This is a genomic window from Actimicrobium sp. CCI2.3, assembly GCF_035019065.1.
In the GTDB taxonomy this organism is placed as follows: domain Bacteria; phylum Pseudomonadota; class Gammaproteobacteria; order Burkholderiales; family Burkholderiaceae_D; genus Actimicrobium.
This window is the reverse complement of sequence record NZ_JASJWR010000041.1, coordinates 1-16,445: the sequence shown is the minus strand read 5'-3', so window position 1 is coordinate 16,445 and position 16,445 is coordinate 1. Positions and strand designations below refer to the sequence as shown.

Below are 16,445 nucleotides of genomic sequence, written 5' to 3'. Positions count from 1 at the left end.
GTGAGATAAGCGTGGAGAAACAGCAAGGATGCTAGCACGTCAGCCACAACCTTTTTTTTCAACCACTGACTGTTCGTCATCATGAACCCTGCCGATGCTGAATTGACCAGCCCGTCGCAATCGGCGTTCGCCGAACACAACCGGATCCGGACCTTGCTCGATATCGAAGCCGCCCTGGCCGGTGCGCTGGCGCAGCATGGCGTCATTAGCGCGGCCTGCGCAACCCAGATCGCTGACTGCTGCCGACGTGATCTGATCTCGACGGATCTGCCCCAGGATGTGGTGCGACAACTGACCGTTGCAGTGGCCGAGCGCGATGCCGAGGCTGCCAATTACGTCCATTGGGGCATGTCCTTGCAGGATCTCGCAGATACCGCGTTAGTGCTGCAATTGCGCGTGGCGCTCGATGGTATCGAGGCAGACCTCGCCCGATTTGTTGCCGTACTCGCAGAGTTTGCCGATCGTCACCGGCATACGGCACAAGTCGGGCGGGTCGGATTGCAGCATGGTTTGCCGATTACTTTCGGCCTCAAAACTGCCGGGTGGCTCGATGCCTTGCTCCGCCATCAACAGCGTCTGCAGACGTTGCGCTCGCGCTTGCTGATGCTGCAGTTCGGAGGCACCACGGGCACGCTGGCCAGTCTTGGTGATGCGGCACTGCCGGTGGCCAGCGCACTGGCGGCGACGCTAAAACTGAGTCTGCCTGACATGCCGTGGCACGGTCAGCGCGATCGTTTTGCCGAGGTGGCCACAACGCTGGGTTTGCTGGCAGCCTCTCTCGGCAAGATCGCCCATGACATGATTCTGCTCAACCAGACTGAAGTGGCTGAGCTGGCTTTTCCGGTCATGCCCTCGATTGGCTGGTCGTCCACGCTGGCCGCAACGCAGCAGGTTCCGGCGCTGGTCGCTGCGATGCTAGCCGTGATGTTGCCTGATCACGAGGGTCAGATCGATCAGGATGGCGATGCTGCTGCGCAGATATTGCCGCAGATCGTAGTGCTCTGTGCCGCTGCGCTGGAACAATTACAGGTGCAAGCCAGCAGCATGAAGGTCGACGCCGGGCGTATGCAGGCTAATCTAGCGTTGACACGCGGACGCATTCTGGCCGAGCCACTGACGCTGGCGCTTGCTCGCAAGATCGGTCGGCAGTCTGCCGATGCGCTGGTTGCCCAGGCCAGCGAGCAAGCGGCACATAGCGATCAGGCACTGCGTGATGTGCTCGATCAATACGGTGTGGTCAGTCTGCATTTCAGTGCACGCGAGCTTGATCGCTTGCTTGAACCAGCCAGTTACAGCGGCCAGTCGGCGAGCTTTGTCGATCGCGTCTTGCACACCTGGCAGGAGTTTTCCGGCCTGCCTGCCGCTCCCGCGCAAACTCCCATGCTATTTACTGCTGGCCAGATACCGCTGCATTACCGCATTGACGGACCCGTCGATGCACCCTGGTTGATCCTGTTGAACGCGCTGGGGACGTCACTCGATATTTGGGAACCGCAGATGCCAGTGTTGCAGGAGCATTTCCGCATACTGCGTTACGACACGCGTGGTCATGGCAAGTCGGTAATGCGAAATGGCGCGGCGTCCCTGGCCGACTTGAGCGAAGACGTCATTGACCTGATGGACCATCTCGGCATCGCGCGTGCCCATTGTTGCGGCAGTTCACTCGGTGGCATGACCGCGCTCTGGCTGGCAATCCACCATCCGGCGCGCATCGAGCGACTGGTGGTGTCCAATGCAGCCCCATTGCTGGGGCCGCCCTCGGTCTGGGACGGCTGGATCGAGCAAGTTCGCCAGATGGGTGTGAAGGCGATCATCCCGCTCCTGATCGACCGCTGGTTCACCCGCGACTTCGAACGTCATGCTGCCCATCAGGTTGGTGTGGTGCGGGAGATGTTGCTGCAGACGTCACCCACCGGATTGATTGCCGCTTGCACCGCGATACGCGACATGGACTTGCGCGACAGCCTGTCCTGCATCAACGTGCCAACCCTTGTCATTGGCGGCAAGCGCGACCGCATGACACCGCCAGCACAGACGCGCCGACTGGCAGCGCAGATCAATGGTGCGTGCTACGTCGAACTCAATGCCGGACATTTGCCAAATCGGGAAGTCGCGCAGCGCTTTAACGCCGAGGTGATCGATTTTTTGCTGGCCGATGCATCGATCTCTTAGTGGCGGATTCCGAATGCGCCGTTGTTAAATCCTACAAGTCATTCCGGCAATATGATGAGAGCGAAATATTTCCTGAAGTGGAGAGAGTGAAGCAGAAGGCGCATGAGCTAAAGATATCAAGGCAATTTCTGTACAAGCATTTCGTGCGGCTCGGACACGTCGCTTATTCGATGCGTATCTGCCTGAAAAAGGCTATTGTCCTCCGGTGTTTAAATGATTTTGTGCTTCTTTTCAAGTATGTATTGCCTGCGCAATCAGGCGCACGCCGAATGCCGCACATACCCGTCTAATCGTATCGAATCGCGGTTCGCTACCAGGGCGTAACGCTTTGTACAGCGCTTCTCGCGTGATGCCAGAATCCTTCGCCACTTGAGTCATTCCACGTGACCGTGCAATATCTCCAAGCGCCGCAGCTAGCAATGAAGAATCGTTTTCTTCGAGTACGGTTGTTAGGTACGCTGCAATATCCTCATCGCTTTGCAGATATTCAGCAGCATCGAAATCGGGGATATCAGAAATCTTAATTTTTTTGCTCATGTCAGTCTTCCAAAGTGTTGGATAGTGCAATTGCCTTGCTGATGTCCGCTTGTTGCGTCGCCTTACTGCCCCCACCGAGCATCACGACGATTGTGCTTCCCCGCTGGACGTAGTACATGCGCCAGCCTGGACCGAAGTGTTCGCGCAGTTCATACACGCCGTTTCCTGCAGTCTCCGTATCCCCCAAGTTCCCTAACTGCACTTTCCGCAAGCGCTTAATCAAGCGCTGACGTGTCATGTCGTCTTTCAGCCCATTGAGCCAGACAGAGAATGCTTCTAGTCGCTTTACGGTGTACGTCATAGTCAAAGTGTAATCGATCGGATACAGTCCGTCAAATAGCGCTGCGGTACAAACAACAAGGTGGCCAACAAAAAGATGAAGCCAGGACCACACGGACAATCAAAAAAAAGTGCATAAACTATTTTCTACCGCGGTGCACGTAGCTCTGCGTTGCGCAGAAACCGTCGTCGGGAACCGATGTGGTCAGCGCGGTGGTGCTTGTTGAAGTAGTTAATCCGGCGCGTCAAGGAGCGCAGCAGGACCAGCAAGGTGTCGGGCGTGTGATCCGCCAACGAAATTTTCTCGATCAGGACGACGCACTCCGTGGTCGGCGACACGCTGAACGTGCAATCTCGGGTGCTGAGCAGCATCATGTTTTCCTGCAGTATCAGCGGATACAGAGCAGCCTGTTCTTCGAGGTCGCACGGGCCGAAATCCGCATGCAGAAACAGTGCCCCGGGATCGACAGTGGGCTTGTGCATCAGCGTAAAGGTAACGTCCTCGATCGTCATGCCACCGCCATCGATGATGCGTTGGGGGGCCGTATATCCGGTCAGGGTGCACAGCCCCTCGACGAGCTGTTTGAATTCGGAATGCATGGTGTCCTTGCGTGCCGGGTTGCAGAGTGGATTTTGCTGCGGGTACGGCAGTAGGTGTGCGCTGTGTTCGCTTGGTTCCATTCTCCCGGTGCCAATGCAGGCGCAGGAACCGGGCTGTCTTTCCGGTTACTTATCTCGGCATCATTGCGTAATGGAGATCCGATGAGACACCGTTTTGAAACCCTGGTCCGGGCCTTTTGCGAGGTCGAAGATGACCACTGGCCGGACCGTCTGCTGGAGGGCGAGTCGATGGAACTGCATGGCGTCGAGTTCTCGCTCCTGTACGAAGAAGACATTGCCGTCGACGCACTGCATTTACGTATCGTGTTCGGCACTGCGCCGCTAAAAAACGAGACCGCGATTTATCGGGCATTGCTGAAGGAAAATCATGCGGGCTATTGCGGTGATGGCCCGGGGTTTTGCGTTTCGCCGGCATCGGGAAGGGTGGTGTACCTGCTGAAGATGCCACTGTACGACGTCTCGCCCGCGAAGCTGCGCAGTACGATGCTGACGTTTATCGGCAAAGTCAAAGAATGGCAGAGCACGTATTTTCTGACGCCAGTGGCTCGACGAGACTAGTGTTTTCAGGTCGCCAGAGAGGCCGCTGAATCCGCCTGGCCATGGCGTGGCAAGGCGGTTTTATAGCATCACTGCACAGCATCACTGCATAGCAATCACATCACCAGATAATGACGCGCTGCGCGGCAGGCAAATACATCTTGTCGCCTTCCTTGACACCGAACGCAGTGTAAAAACCTGGCTGGTTCGATAGCGAGCCATTGGCGCGATATTGCGCCGGCGAGTGCGGGTCGGTCTTGATCTGCACGATGGTTTGCGCGTCACGCGACTTGGCGCGCCAGACTTGTGACCAGCCCATGTACAAGCGCTGGTCGCCGGTCAGGCCGTCGATGACTGGTGCTTCCTTGCCACCTAACGACAGCTTGTAGGCTTTGTACGTAATGGCCAACCCGGAGTTGTCGGCGATGTTTTCACCGAGGGTCAAGGCACCGTTGACGTGATAACCGGGCAGCGGCGAGAACGCATCGTACTGGGCGACCAGCATCTTGGTCTTGGCAGAAAATTTCTCATGATCCTGCTTGGTCCACCAGTCACGCAGATTGCCATCGCCATCGTACTGGGCGCCCTGGTCATCGAAACCATGGCTGATTTCATGACCGATCACGCCACCGATACCGCCGTAATTGACCGCGTCGTCAGCATCGGCATCAAAGAACGGTGGTTGCAGGATCGCCGCCGGGAACACGATTTCATTGAGCTCCGGGTTGTAGTACGCGTTCACGGTCTGCGGCGTCATGCCCCACTCGTCGCGATCAATCGGCTTGCCCAGTTTGTTCAACTCGACTTGATTCGCAAAAGTGGTCGCGCGCATGACGTTGCCAACCAGATCATCCTTGCTGATCTGCACGCCGGAATAATCTTTCCACTTGTTCGGATAACCGATCTTCGGTGTGAACTTGGCCAGCTTGATTTGCGCTTCCTTTTTGGTTTCGGGACTCATCCAGTCGATGGTCTCGATGCTCTGGCGATACGCTGTCAGCAGGTTTTGCACCAGCTTTTCCATGCGCGCCTTGCGCTCTGGCGGGAAGTGCTGCGCCACATAGACCTTGCCGACGGCTTCGCCAAGCGACGCTTCGACCAGCATCACGCCACGCTTCCAGCGCGGTTCGTTCTCGGGGATGCCGCGCAGCGCCGTGCCCTTGTAGGCAAAATTGGTATCGACATACGGCTTCGACAGCATGCCGGCGTAGCGACTGATCAGCTGGGTTTCAAAGTACTTTTTCCAGACCGGTAACGTGGTCTTCTGAAAGACCGTGTTGAAGCCTTTCAGATAGCTCGGCTGGCTGACAATCACGTAATTGACCTTGCCATCAATGCCAGCGGCGCTCAGATACGACTTCCAGTCATATTTCGGTGCCAGCGCAGCGAGTTCGGTGAAGTCGAGCTTGTTGTAGGTCTTGATCGGATCGCGGTTTTCGACATTGGTCCACTGGACTTTGGCCAGTGCGGTTTCCAGTGCCAGCACATCGCGCGCACTGGCAGCAGCGGCCTTGTCGCCCGACATCGTCAGCAACGTCTGCACGTATTCCTGGTACTTCGCGCGTGCCGCAACAAGCTTGGCGTCGTCCGGTTTCAGGTAGTAATCCCGATCTGGCAGGCCAAGACCACTTTGGGCCAGATCGACCACGTACTTGGTCGAATCGCGGGCATCCTGATGAATGCCAAAGCCATAGGGCGTGTTCACACCAAGTTCGCTCAGGTGCGCGATCAGGGCTGGGATTTCTTTCTTGTCTTTTAGCGCGGCGATCTTTGCGAGCTCCGCTTGCAGCGGTTTCAGACCGAGTTCTTCCAGCTTTGCTTCATCCATGTAGCTGGTGTAGAGGTCGCCTATCTTGCGGGTCTCCGCTGTACCACCGGACTCCTTGGCGGCGTTTTCGATGATGGCGCGCAGTTGCGGCAGCGTGTCATCACGCAATTTGGCGAACGAACCCCAGCTCGATTTGTCGGCGGGGATGTCCGTCGTGGCAAGCCATTTGCCGCTGGTGTATTTGAAAAAATCATCCTGGGCGCGCACACCCTTGTCGATGTATTGCAGGTCGATGCCGGAGGCCTGTTGTGCTGGCGTCGTTGTTATTGTCGCAGGAACATCGGCAGCGATAGCTGTCGAGGCAGAGGCGGCCATGCTGAGATAAAGCGCGTTCACCAGATAACGATTCATGGAGGTTTTCCTTTTGGATTCCTTTGCCAGTGGTCGGCAAAGCAAGGGAAAGAATTTACCATAGCTGGCTAGTCAGTAGCCGGGTAGATGGAACCGGTTCCCCGTGCCTCGGTTTATGCTGCAGAATAGGGCGCATGTCCGGGCTGGCTGATCGTTCGCCCGGTCCGTGATCCCCCACTACAAAACTGGAGAAAGCTGCATGAAGCAACAACGCACATTGATCCTCAAGGCCAGCCTGATTGCAATGTTCTGCGCGTCGGCAGGATTTGCCACAACCGCAAGCGCGGCCAAGACGCTGGTATTTTGCTCCGAAGGCAGCCCCGAAGGATTTAATCCGCAATTCTTCAGCACCGGCACCACGATGGATGCCTCGTCGGTACCGATGTTTAACCGGCTGGTCGAATTTGATACCGGCACCACCAACATCGTCCCTGGCCTGGCCGAATCATGGACCATCGCACCCGATGGCCTGAGCTATACCTTCACGCTGCGCAAGGGTGTCAAGTTTCACAGCAGCGCCAAGTTCAAGCCGACCCGCGACATGAATGCCGATGACATCGTGTTCACCTACAACCGCATGGCCGACCCGCAGCATCCGTTCCACAAGAACACGCCGGGCACGACCTACGCCTATTTTGAAGACATGGGCATGAACAAGATCGTCGACAAGATCGAAAAGGTCGATGCGATGACGGTCCGCTTCAAGTTGCTGCATCCGGAAGCGCCGTTCCTCGCCAACCTGGCCATGGATTTCAATTCGGTGCAGTCGGCCGAATATGCCGACAAGATGAAAGCCGCCGGCACACCGCAGATCGTCGATCGCGAGCCGATCGGCACCGGCGCGTTCCAGTTCGTGTCGTACCAGAAGGATGCGGTGATCCGCTACAAGGCCTTCGATGCGTACTGGGGTGGCCGTCCGAAAATCGATAATCTGATCTATGCCATCACGCCGGATGCATCGGTGCGCTACGCCAAGCTGAAAGCCGGCGAATGTCATGTGATGGCCTTCCCGAAACCGGCCGACATCGCCTTGATGAAAGCGGATCCTGCCTTGACGATGCTGACCAAGGAAGGTCTGAACATCGGTTACATCGCCTTCAATGTCGAGAAAAAACCCTTCGATAACAAGCTCGTTCGCCAGGCATTGACGATGGCAGTCGACAAGCAATCGATCCTCAAAACCGTGTTCCAGGGTTCCGGGCAAAATGCCAAGAATCCGATCCCGCCGATGCTCTGGTCGTACAACGACAAGATCGTCGATTATCCGTACGACGTTGCCAAGGCCAAGGCCTTGCTGGCCAAGGCCGGTTATCCGAATGGTGCCGAAGTCGATCTGTGGTATCTGCCGGTCAGCCGTCCGTACAACCCGGATGGCAAGCGCATGGCCGAACTGATTCAGGCCGATTGGGCCAAGGTGGGCGTCAAGGCCAAACTGGTGACGTATGAATGGGGCGAGTACCGCAAGCGCAGCAAGACCGGCGAGCAGCAGGCAATGATGTTTGGCTGGTCGGGCGACAACGGCGACCCGGACAATTTCTTTGGTCCGCTACTCGGTTGCGATGCGGTTGCCGGTGGCGGCAACGTGGCGCGCTGGTGCAACAAGGATTTCGAGGCCCAGTTGCAAAAAGCCAAGGCAACGTCGGTGCAGGCCGAGCGCGCCAAATTTTATGAGCGCGCCCAGGAAATCGTCCATGAAGAAGCGCCGCTCATCGAGATCGCCCATTCGGTCCGCTTCACGCCGGTACGCAAGGAAGTGATCGGCTTCAAGATGGATGCGACCGCGCATCATTATTTCGACAAGGTTGATCTGGCGAAGTAAGGTCCACAACAAGTTGGGCACAACTTTATTGTGCCCAACTTGCCAGCAGCGTTATTTCTCCACCCACTGCTTGATCCCGTTGACCCAGCTCTTGGCCGGCAACTTGGTGCGCGCCACCACGGTCGCGGCCAGTGCATCGAGCTCGGCAAAGTCGATCTGGCGTCGTCGCCGGAATGCCAGGACCACGACATTGCCCTCATGGACTTCCGGCAAACAGATCACGTCATCAAAAACAAACCGCATGGCCTTCAGGTTGCGATTGAAACTGGGATGGTCGCCAAACAGATTGACCGTCATGATGCCGTCCGGGCGCAGGCAAGCCGCACAGGATTGATAAAATTCGGCTGATTCCAGCACCGGTCCCTTGGCTGTCGCGTCATACAAATCGACTTGCATCGCATCGACCGACTCCAGGTTCGCAGGATCATTGACGAAGTCATCGGCATCCATTTCGAGCACGCGCAGACGATGATCTTCCGGCGGCATCTTGAACATCGTCTCGCAAATGGTGATGACCGACGGATTGAGCTCGACCGCAGTGACCCGGGTTTCGACAAAGGTGCGGTAACAGAACTTGGTCAGCGCCCCGGTCCCCAGTCCCAGTTGCACCACGTGCTCCGGGTTGTCGATGAAGAGCATCCACGCCATCATTTGCTGTGCGTATTCCAGTTCGAGCCAGTCGGGTTTGCGCAGCCGCATCGCGCCTTGCACCCACTCGGTTCCAAAATGCAGAAAGCGCACGCCGTCCTGTTCGGACAAGGTGACCGGCGCGTATCGGATTTTGCGTGGCGGTTTCGAGACCGGCGCGACGAAGGGTTTTTTGCCGGGGCCGATCTTGTGATTGGCCTGGGCTTCGATGGACTTGCGTTTGATGAGCATGGTGAATTCGCTACCTGAAAAAAGTTACGCGATGATACCGCGCCAGTGCGCCAGTTTCTGCGCAAAGCTTGACATGGCATTGGCTGGTGACGAGGATGGCAGCACCAGCGTGTCGATGCCGCATGCCATAAACTCGGTTGCAAATTTAGCCGAGGTCTTGCCATTGAAGCAGACCCGGCGCAGTTGCGGGCAGTCGCTTTGCAAGCGGACGAGGTCGTTGGCGCGCGCATCACGGATTGCGCTATCGAGACTGCCACGGCGCTGGCAACTGTCGATCACGTCCCACAGACCGATGCCCTGTGAGAGCAGGTATTGCAGCCGTTCCGGGTAAGGCATGGCAGCCAGCGGTTGCTGAAGCACGTCCGCCAGTAGCGGCCAGAACTGGTTGCGCGGATGCGCGTAATACTGGCCTGCGGCGAGCGAAGCGACACCCGGAAAACTGCCGAGAATCAGGATGCGGGTTGTGCTGTCGAGGACAGGGGATAGACCGCCGAGCAACCCGCTACGCGTATCCTTGTCAGGCAAATTTTTCATTGACGCAGTATAGGCGGCAGTCGCAGCGCTGGCTGGCGTTACACTGTCGGCTAACTTATTTCTTCAGGGTCGACATGCCAGTCCCGTTCTTGCGCAATCTCACCGGCACCGTTCGCACGCGTCGCGCTAATCGTCAGCTCGGTGCGGTCCTGGCCTTCGTCGCCGGAGCGGTCAATGCCGGTGGATTTCTGGCGGTCCAGCAATACACATCGCACATGACCGGGATCGTGTCGATGATTGCCGATGAGTTTGTGTTGGGTAATTTCCTGATGGTGTTTGCCGGCTTCTGTGCGTTGATTGCCTTCATTTCCGGTGCTGCCACGACGGCGATCCTGATCAACTGGGCCCGGCATCGGCAGATGTACAGTGAATACGCGACGTCTCTTGCGCTCGAAGCGATCCTGCTGCTGCTGTTCGGTTTGCTGGGCGCGAACCTTGAATCCTATGTGAGTGTGATCTTGCCGATCACCGTGATGGTGCTGTGTTTCATCATGGGCTTGCAAAATGCCATCGTCACCAAGCTGTCGCAAGCCCAGATCCGCACCACGCATGTCACCGGTCTGGTCACGGACTTGGGCATCGAATTGGGCAAGCTGATTTACTGGAATCGCCGGCACAAGGACGGTACCAGCAGTCTGGTGCGAGCCGACCGTGACAAACTTGGGATACATAGCCTGATCCTGAGTATGTTCCTGGTAGGTGGCGTGGTCGGGGCCTTCGGCTTCAAGCATATGGGCTTTAGCGCCACGCTGCCGTTGGCGGTAGTGCTGCTGGTGATGGCGGCCATTCCGATGTTCGACGACATCGCCCCGCACTTGCCGAACTTGCGGATACTCAAACCATCGATGCCGGTCGACGCCGATAAAACGCCTGAACCATGACAAGGCGACTCGTGGTGCTGGGCAGTGGTTCGATCGGCACGTATGTCGGTGGCGCTCTGCTCGATGCGGGTGCCGACGTGGTCCTGATCGGACGTGAGCGTATGCGCCAACGCCTGCTGCAACACGGACTGATGCTGTCCGACATGCAGCAACGCGAAGTGCGTCTTGCGGGCAGCGATGTCCCTTATCACCTTGACCCGCACGTACTGGCCAGCGCCGACCTGATCCTGCTCACTGTCAAGAGCAGCGACACCGCTGCTGCGGCAGGACTCATCCTTCAGCATGCCAATCCGGTCGCGCCAGTCCTGAGCTTGCAGAATGGCATAGGCAACGTCGTCACGTTGCGGCAATTGTTGCCTGACAGGGAAGTGCTGGGCGGCATGGTGCCTTTCAATGTCGTGCAAACCGATGACGGACGATTGCATCGCGGCACGCAAGGCGAGTTGATGGTGGAGGCCTCGCCACTGCTGGCGGCCTGGTTGCCCTTGTTTGCCAGCGCTCACTTGCCGCTGATCGAGCGCACCGACTTTCTCGAAGTGCAGTGGGGCAAGCTGCTACTGAACCTGAATAATCCGCTCAATGCGCTGTCCGGCTTACCCCTGAAAACCCAGTTGTCACAACGTGCCTGGCGAAGCTGCCTCGCACTGTTGATTGACGAAGCCCTGGCCATGCTGGACGCCGCCGGAATCGCTCCTGTGCAAGTCGCGGCCATCCCGCCACGCAGATTGCCGCTGCTGTTGCGCTTGCCGGACTGGTTGTTCAAACGGATCGCGGCAAAAATGTTGCGCATCGACCCCGAGGCACGCTCGTCGATGTGGGAAGACCTGCAGGCCGGGCGACAGACCGAAATCGCTTACCTCAACGGGGCCGTGGTGGCCCTGGCCGCCTCGCTTGGCCGGGCTGCGCCAGCCAACCGGTTGCTGGTGGAACTGGTGCGAGAAGCAGAAAACGGCGCGGCGAGGCAATGGGACGGTATTGCGTTATTGCAGGCCCTGCATCGGGCGTAATGGCGTTTAGCATGCCGAGTGCCGCCGGTATGGAACTTCGCAAGCGCCATGGTTACTCAAGGTGGTCCATGGTCCGGTCCTCCTGTCCTTTCTCGCTTGGAACCGCGCGTGATCTGCAGCCGCTTCCCGGTGCCGTGGCGACACTGATCCGTCATGGATGGCGGGTTTCCTTCATGATCAACACAGGTCAATCCACCAATGGAAAAAATACGCCGCGCCTCCCTGCATTTTCCGATCACGTCGCCCGATGCGCTGGCATCGCCATGCGCTCTTGTGCCGACGCGGACCTTCCCCGGTGCCTTGTCGGGCGGTGCCCACGCCGTAAAAAACCGTCACATCACTGTCCCGTCAAATCCGCTTGCTGCGATCAATGTGCTGGAGGCTGCTGCTTCGATGGAGTCCGAAGAGGACCGCGAAGACGAGTCCGGCAAATATGATGACTACTTCCGCGAAATCGGCTCGGGGTACAGGAAAAACATCAACCATGTGATGGTCGAACCGATGATTTGCCAGCCGACCCCGAAGGGCTTGGCGCTGCTGGTCGACGATTTTGTCGCGAGGACCGGGCACGATCTGCGCATCGAGGACCAGCAAAAATACGACGAGCCGCTGTTTAGCCGGACCAAGCGTTTGGCGCTTTTCAGTAAAACACTTCCCGCTGACATCTTCCATCAACCGGGTCCGGTGGGAGTGATCCTGACGCTGGGCCAGCAACATGCCATTCCGGTGCTCTTCGTGCGCAAGGATGAGGTCAAGTACGTACTGATCTTTGACTCAAACTCGGGTTCCATGACCAAGGGGTATCGCCGCGCGGGACTAAGTTTTCCGGATTGCAAAGTCATGTTGAATGTTGGTACCCGTCAGGCCGATGCGCAGTCGTGCATCACCGATGCGTTTGAAATACTTTGCCGTGCATTCACGGTGGACGATCTGGTTGATAAGATCAATGCCAAGGTCAATGCCAAGGTCGTCGAGGAGCCAGCGGCACCGGTGCGAAGCGTGTCCCGGTTCGTTGTGCCGGAGCTGAATGTTCACAATTTTTATCTTTTCAGAATGCCGGAGGAGTTGTGCTTTACCGCACAGTGCACGAAGTTTGTGACCGAGCAATCGATGGCGAATCTCCAGTTGCCCATCAGGGATAGCAAAGGACAATTGACGACGCTGGAAAACTTCATGCGATCCAAAAGAACGGTCGGCATTGACAATCACCGCAGCAAGACGCTTGGCATCAATTCCTACCTCCACGATGTCAGCATCGAACACAAGAAACGCATCATGGAGCTGGTCGATCAGAAAATCGCGGCGGGCGAGTTGGCTGGAGTGCTGGCTGATGCGTAATCCGCCGCTGTCGCCGCCACGGGCAGGTTCGTGAGTCGGTTGTCTATAACAACCCCATCTTCTTGGCGGCCTGCGTCAGTTCAGCTCGAAAATCCGGATGGGCGATGGAAATCATTTCGCGTGCCCGCTGGCTGCCTGATTTGCCACGCAGCTGGGCGACACCAAATTCGGTGACCACGTAGTTCACATCATTCTTGCTGGTACTGACATGCGTGCCCGGACACAGTACCGGCGCGATGCGTGAAATCGTGTCGCCCTTGGCCGTGGCAGGCACGACGATGAAGGCCTTGCCGCCTTCGGAACGATTGGCCGCGCGCACGAAATCACTCTGGCCGCCGGTGCCGGAGTACGGCATTGACGCCAGGCTTTCAGAGCCGCACTGGCCAAGCAGATCGACCTGCAGGGTCGCATTGATGGCGGCCAGTTTGTTGTTCTGGCCGGCCAGATACGGGTCATTGGTGAAGTCTGACGGATGCATTTCGACCATCGGATTGCGATCGATGAACTTGTAAAGCTTGCGTGAACCGAGCACGAAGGTGCCGACAATCTTGCCCTTCATGAAGGTCTTCTTGCTGCAATCGACCGCGCCGCTTTCGACCAGCGACAGGATGCCGTCGCCGATCATTTCGGAATGGATACCAAGGTTTTTCTTGGCGCTCAGTTGCAGCACCACCGCATCAGGAATCCCGCCGTAGCCGATCTGCAGTGTCGAACCATCGTCGATCAGGTCGGCAACATAACTGCCGATGGCTTGCTGGACCGGACCGATGACCGGCATGCCGACTTCGGTCAATGCTTCATCGCTTTCGACCAGGGCAGTGACTTGCGAAATATGGATGTGGCAATTGCCATTCGTGAACGGCACGTTCGGATTGACTTCCAGCACGATGACGCGGGCCTTCTCGACTGCTGCCATCGTGTAATCGGTACCGAGGCTGAGTGAAAAATAACCATGCTCGTCCATCGGTGAGGCGATCGACAGCACCACGTCGGCGGCAACCTGGCCCTGCCGGATCATGGCCGGGATTTCGGAAAAATAATTCGGGATGAAGTCTGCCCAACCGGCTTGCCCGGCCGCGCGCGACGCCGGTCCGAAGAACAGTGCCGCGTGCCGCACATTGCTGGCGGTCTCCGGATCGAAGTAGCCGTATTTGCGCACTGCCAGAATTTGCAGCACCTTCACATCCTGAAAATCGCGTCGGTGTTCCGATAGCGCCGTCAACAGGGTCGGTGGCTCGCCGACACCGGTCGGCACGATGACCGCATCGCCATGGCGAATCAGACGGATAGCCGCTTCGGCGGTGGTGCGCTTGCTGCGATAAGACTCTTGTGCGGACATGCTGTCTCCTGAGGTGGGCCTTTTTCTTCTTGGCGAGAATGCGGCGGTGATCGTGCTGGATGAATGTGCCGGTTACCGGATGGGATTGCCAGACATTATGCGGTTGTTTTCTTTCTTGCACCTTACACGATCGGTAACCGGTAGCGGCCGACGCCGCCATATCTGTGCCGTCGAAGTCGAGGATCACCTTGCTGCCCTTGTTGAGTCCTTGGTTGAAATGACGCAGGCAAGGGGTTTGGCCAGGCAAGCCGTCGCGTGATATTGGCGACCGCAATGCTGCCGCGCTTGGATTTCGCTGGAGAGTGTCGCGCCGAAATTGCCAGCAGCACAGTAACTTGACCAAATCGTGGTGTCGCGCGCAAGTCGTCGATAGCATCTTGTAACCCGTAGTAGTGATCGCTACTGCCGGTTCCAACTTGCCACCATCGATGACACCAACCACGCTCCGAGCGAGCCGTACAGCCCGCGCAATCCGCATCCTTCCGCGCAAGCCGCGCGGCTCGGCTGTGATCGAATTCACGGTGATCGGCCCGCTGCTGATGATGACCGGTTTGTCGATGCTGCAGGTCGGCTTGCTGTCTTTCACCAGGAACCAGTACAACCACGCCAGCTTCATGGCGGCACGCGCCGGCAGTGTCGCCAACGCCAGCCTTGGCAGCATCGAAACCGCCTACGCCAGCGCCCTCGTGCCGATCTACGGCGGCGGTACTTCGCCCGGCCAATTGCAAGCCGCGTTCGATCGTGCACTTAGCGACGTCCGGTCCAATGCCCGCATCGACATCCTCAATCCCACCGCAGAAAGTTTTACCGACTTCAACAGCCCGGCATTGCAGGCACGCTATCGCTTGCCCGACAGCCGGCATGTGATTCCGAATAGCGGCCAATCGTTCAAACCGGCCAGCGTCATCCTGCCGCGATCCGGCCAGAACATCCAGGACGCCAATCTGCTCAAGTTGCGCATCACGATGGGCTACCGGCCGCAAGTGCCGCTGGTGGGCCGGCTTTACACCCGCTATCTGCAGTGGCAGGACAACGGCACCGACCCGGCGGCATCGGCTCTCATCGATGCCGGTCGCATCCCGGTGGTCACGCACGTCACGGTGCAGATGCAGTCGGACGCCATCGAAGGAAGCAATGCCTCGACACCCGGTCCCGGCAAGGGCGGACATCCGAACGACCCCGGTGATCCATCCGCGCCAGCCGGACCCGCGCCGGATTGCGGCAGCGCCTTTTGCACCGAGCCGCCGCCCGCCAGCCCTGAACCGACTCCGGAGCCGCCATGCTTATGACCTTCCTGCGGCGCACCGCCTTGCAGCGCGTGGTCGTCATCGTCCTGCTGGTGATGATGAGTCTGATCCACGGTATCGCACCGCTGGCGCAGGCCGCCACGCCGGTCTGGCAAATCTGCAATCCGCCGCCAGTCTGTTTTGCCAGCAAGGAAGCCAGGCAAGCCTGGGCCGAGGCCAACCATTGCCGCTTCATTGAAGACGTCTGCGACAAGACGACGCCCGGTGCCGACAACAAGGGTGCCAGCGATGCCGACCAGAGTTTCTGGGGCAGTGCCTGGGGCGAGGTAAAGAACGGGCTGGTCTATGGCTATGAATTCGTCAAGGGCTTGCTGACCGGATTGAAAGACCAGATCGGCGACTTGTTCAGCCTGATTGGCAATGTCGATGACGTCGTACTGGGCCTGATCGATCTCGGCAAGGCGTTTTACAACGACCCCGAAGGCACCTTGCTGAAACTGGCCGAACTGCTCGGCCAGGAAGCCATCGATGCCATCACCCGCGCGACCCAGTGCAGTGCCTACGACATGGGCAAAGTCATTGGCACTTACGTCAGCCCCGTCATCATGCTCAAGCTGGCGACACGGCTAACCAGATACACCGGCAAATTGTCCGAGGCGGTCGCCGCCGTCAAGCACGACTTTGGCTGCGCCAGTTTCGCTGCAGGGACGCTCGTGCTGACGGCGCAGGGGCCACTCCCGATCGAGCAGATCGCCATCGGTCAGCAAGTTCTTTCACGCAACGAGCGCAGCTACGCCGATCACCCGCAAACCGTCACCCGCACCTTCGGCCGCATCGCCCCGAGCTACCGGCTGCTGCAAACCGAGTTCGACACCTTCAAACTGACCGACGAACACCCGCTCTGGGTGCAAGGCAAGGGCTGGACCGAAGCGCGCACCATCACCGACGACGACGTCATCGCGGGCCAGCACGGCGATGCGCTGGTGTTGCGCAATGACGCCGTTGCGCTGCCGCTGCAGGTGTACAACTTCAGTGTCGCGGGGACCGAGAGTTATTTTGTTGGGGCGGGTGGGGTT

The 16,445-nt window shown here is 58.1% G+C and carries 16 protein-coding genes; 9 read left to right on the top strand and 7 right to left on the bottom strand.

Features of this window, described 5'->3' with window-relative positions; all coding sequences use genetic code 11:
* Positions 1-81 precede the first annotated feature (81 nt).
* Positions 82-2,172 (top strand): 3-oxoadipate enol-lactonase, encoded by a 2,091-nt coding sequence (gene pcaD, locus QN370_RS18525; RefSeq protein WP_322128378.1) that lies wholly within the window; start codon positions 82-84, stop codon positions 2,170-2,172.
* Positions 2,173-2,403: 231 nt separating this feature from the next.
* On the opposite strand, the gene QN370_RS18520 is transcribed toward pcaD, so the two are convergent.
* The 3 genes from QN370_RS18520 to QN370_RS18510 form a co-directional block, all read right to left on the bottom strand.
* Positions 2,404-2,709 carry an addiction module antidote protein gene (locus tag QN370_RS18520; RefSeq protein ID WP_322128377.1) on the bottom strand — a complete coding sequence of 102 codons (306 nt, stop codon included), beginning with the start codon at positions 2,707-2,709 and terminating at the stop codon, positions 2,404-2,406.
* Position 2,710: 1 nt separating this feature from the next.
* Positions 2,711-3,010 carry a type II toxin-antitoxin system RelE/ParE family toxin gene (locus tag QN370_RS18515; RefSeq protein ID WP_416172181.1) on the bottom strand — a complete coding sequence of 100 codons (300 nt, stop codon included), beginning with the start codon at positions 3,008-3,010 and terminating at the stop codon, positions 2,711-2,713.
* A 125-nt stretch (positions 3,011-3,135) separates the two neighbouring features.
* Positions 3,136-3,588, bottom strand: coding sequence for a CesT family type III secretion system chaperone (locus tag QN370_RS18510; protein WP_322128375.1), 453 nt, complete (start codon positions 3,586-3,588; stop codon positions 3,136-3,138).
* Between the two features lie 162 nt (positions 3,589-3,750).
* Between QN370_RS18510 and QN370_RS18505 the strand changes: the two genes are divergently transcribed.
* Positions 3,751-4,167 carry a CesT family type III secretion system chaperone gene (locus tag QN370_RS18505; RefSeq protein ID WP_322128374.1) on the top strand — a complete coding sequence of 139 codons (417 nt, stop codon included), beginning with the start codon at positions 3,751-3,753 and terminating at the stop codon, positions 4,165-4,167.
* A gap of 100 nt (positions 4,168-4,267) precedes the next feature.
* Here QN370_RS18505 and QN370_RS18500 read toward each other — a convergent pair whose 3' ends face one another.
* Positions 4,268-6,325 carry a M13 family metallopeptidase gene (locus QN370_RS18500; RefSeq protein ID WP_322128373.1) on the bottom strand — a complete coding sequence of 686 codons (2,058 nt, stop codon included), beginning with the start codon at positions 6,323-6,325 and terminating at the stop codon, positions 4,268-4,270.
* 199 nt (positions 6,326-6,524) lie between these two features.
* On the opposite strand from QN370_RS18500, the gene QN370_RS18495 reads away from it, so the two are divergent.
* Complete coding sequence (locus QN370_RS18495; RefSeq protein WP_322128372.1) at positions 6,525-8,144, top strand: ABC transporter substrate-binding protein; 1,620 nt, start codon at positions 6,525-6,527, stop codon at positions 8,142-8,144.
* Positions 8,145-8,195: 51 nt separating this feature from the next.
* On the opposite strand, the gene QN370_RS18490 is transcribed toward QN370_RS18495, so the two are convergent.
* Positions 8,196-9,023, bottom strand: a complete 828-nt coding sequence (locus QN370_RS18490; protein WP_322128371.1) for a methyltransferase domain-containing protein — start codon at positions 9,021-9,023, stop codon at positions 8,196-8,198.
* A 24-nt stretch (positions 9,024-9,047) separates the two neighbouring features.
* Complete coding sequence (locus tag QN370_RS18485; protein WP_322128370.1) at positions 9,048-9,557, bottom strand: DNA-deoxyinosine glycosylase; 510 nt, start codon at positions 9,555-9,557, stop codon at positions 9,048-9,050.
* Positions 9,558-9,631: 74 nt separating this feature from the next.
* Here QN370_RS18485 and QN370_RS18480 point away from each other — a divergent pair, with 74 nt between their 5' ends.
* From QN370_RS18480 to QN370_RS18470, 3 genes are all read left to right on the top strand, one after another.
* Positions 9,632-10,438, top strand: a complete 807-nt coding sequence (locus QN370_RS18480; RefSeq protein WP_322128369.1) for a YoaK family protein — start codon at positions 9,632-9,634, stop codon at positions 10,436-10,438.
* Positions 10,435-11,445: a 2-dehydropantoate 2-reductase gene (locus QN370_RS18475; RefSeq protein ID WP_322128368.1), complete on the top strand. Its 1,011-nt coding sequence runs from the start codon at positions 10,435-10,437 to the stop codon at positions 11,443-11,445. The genes QN370_RS18480 and QN370_RS18475 overlap by 4 nt, the downstream gene beginning before the upstream one ends.
* A 372-nt stretch (positions 11,446-11,817) precedes the next feature.
* On the top strand, positions 11,818-12,783 hold the full coding sequence (locus QN370_RS18470; protein ID WP_323581767.1) for a hypothetical protein: 966 nt from the start codon (positions 11,818-11,820) through the stop codon (positions 12,781-12,783).
* A 43-nt stretch (positions 12,784-12,826) separates the two neighbouring features.
* On the opposite strand, the gene QN370_RS18465 is transcribed toward QN370_RS18470, so the two are convergent.
* Positions 12,827-14,122 carry an acetyl-CoA hydrolase/transferase family protein gene (locus QN370_RS18465; RefSeq protein ID WP_322128366.1) on the bottom strand — a complete coding sequence of 432 codons (1,296 nt, stop codon included), beginning with the start codon at positions 14,120-14,122 and terminating at the stop codon, positions 12,827-12,829.
* On the opposite strand from QN370_RS18465, the gene QN370_RS18460 reads away from it, so the two are divergent.
* From QN370_RS18460 to QN370_RS18450, 3 genes are all read left to right on the top strand, one after another.
* Positions 14,121-14,381: a hypothetical protein gene (locus tag QN370_RS18460; protein ID WP_322128365.1), complete on the top strand. Its 261-nt coding sequence runs from the start codon at positions 14,121-14,123 to the stop codon at positions 14,379-14,381. The two genes, QN370_RS18465 and QN370_RS18460, sit on opposite strands and share 2 nt — an antisense overlap.
* 133 nt (positions 14,382-14,514) lie before the next feature.
* Positions 14,515-15,411, top strand: coding sequence for a TadE family protein (locus tag QN370_RS18455; protein ID WP_322128364.1), 897 nt, complete (start codon positions 14,515-14,517; stop codon positions 15,409-15,411).
* A partial coding sequence (locus QN370_RS18450) for a polymorphic toxin-type HINT domain-containing protein (protein ID WP_323581766.1) occupies positions 15,402-16,445 on the top strand: 1,044 nt, incomplete at its 3' end. The genes QN370_RS18455 and QN370_RS18450, both read left to right, overlap by 10 nt.

What these genes read in the sequence shown, in the direction of transcription:
- pcaD (WP_322128378.1), top strand. Translation starts at nt 82, where the DNA reads ATGAACCCTGCCGATGCTGAATTGACCAGCCCGTCGCAATCGGCGTTC.
- QN370_RS18520 (WP_322128377.1), bottom strand. Translation starts at nt 2,709, where the DNA reads ATGAGCAAAAAAATTAAGATTTCTGATATCCCCGATTTCGATGCTGCT.
- QN370_RS18515 (WP_416172181.1), bottom strand. Translation starts at nt 3,010, where the DNA reads ATGACGTACACCGTAAAGCGACTAGAAGCATTCTCTGTCTGGCTCAAT.
- QN370_RS18510 (WP_322128375.1), bottom strand. Translation starts at nt 3,588, where the DNA reads ATGCATTCCGAATTCAAACAGCTCGTCGAGGGGCTGTGCACCCTGACC.
- QN370_RS18505 (WP_322128374.1), top strand. Translation starts at nt 3,751, where the DNA reads ATGAGACACCGTTTTGAAACCCTGGTCCGGGCCTTTTGCGAGGTCGAA.
- QN370_RS18500 (WP_322128373.1), bottom strand. Translation starts at nt 6,325, where the DNA reads ATGAATCGTTATCTGGTGAACGCGCTTTATCTCAGCATGGCCGCCTCT.
- QN370_RS18495 (WP_322128372.1), top strand. Translation starts at nt 6,525, where the DNA reads ATGAAGCAACAACGCACATTGATCCTCAAGGCCAGCCTGATTGCAATG.
- QN370_RS18490 (WP_322128371.1), bottom strand. Translation starts at nt 9,023, where the DNA reads ATGCTCATCAAACGCAAGTCCATCGAAGCCCAGGCCAATCACAAGATC.
- QN370_RS18485 (WP_322128370.1), bottom strand. Translation starts at nt 9,557, where the DNA reads ATGAAAAATTTGCCTGACAAGGATACGCGTAGCGGGTTGCTCGGCGGT.
- QN370_RS18480 (WP_322128369.1), top strand. Translation starts at nt 9,632, where the DNA reads ATGCCAGTCCCGTTCTTGCGCAATCTCACCGGCACCGTTCGCACGCGT.
- QN370_RS18475 (WP_322128368.1), top strand. Translation starts at nt 10,435, where the DNA reads ATGACAAGGCGACTCGTGGTGCTGGGCAGTGGTTCGATCGGCACGTAT.
- QN370_RS18460 (WP_322128365.1), top strand. Translation starts at nt 14,121, where the DNA reads ATGCTGTCTCCTGAGGTGGGCCTTTTTCTTCTTGGCGAGAATGCGGCG.
- QN370_RS18465 (WP_322128366.1), bottom strand. Translation starts at nt 14,122, where the DNA reads ATGTCCGCACAAGAGTCTTATCGCAGCAAGCGCACCACCGCCGAAGCG.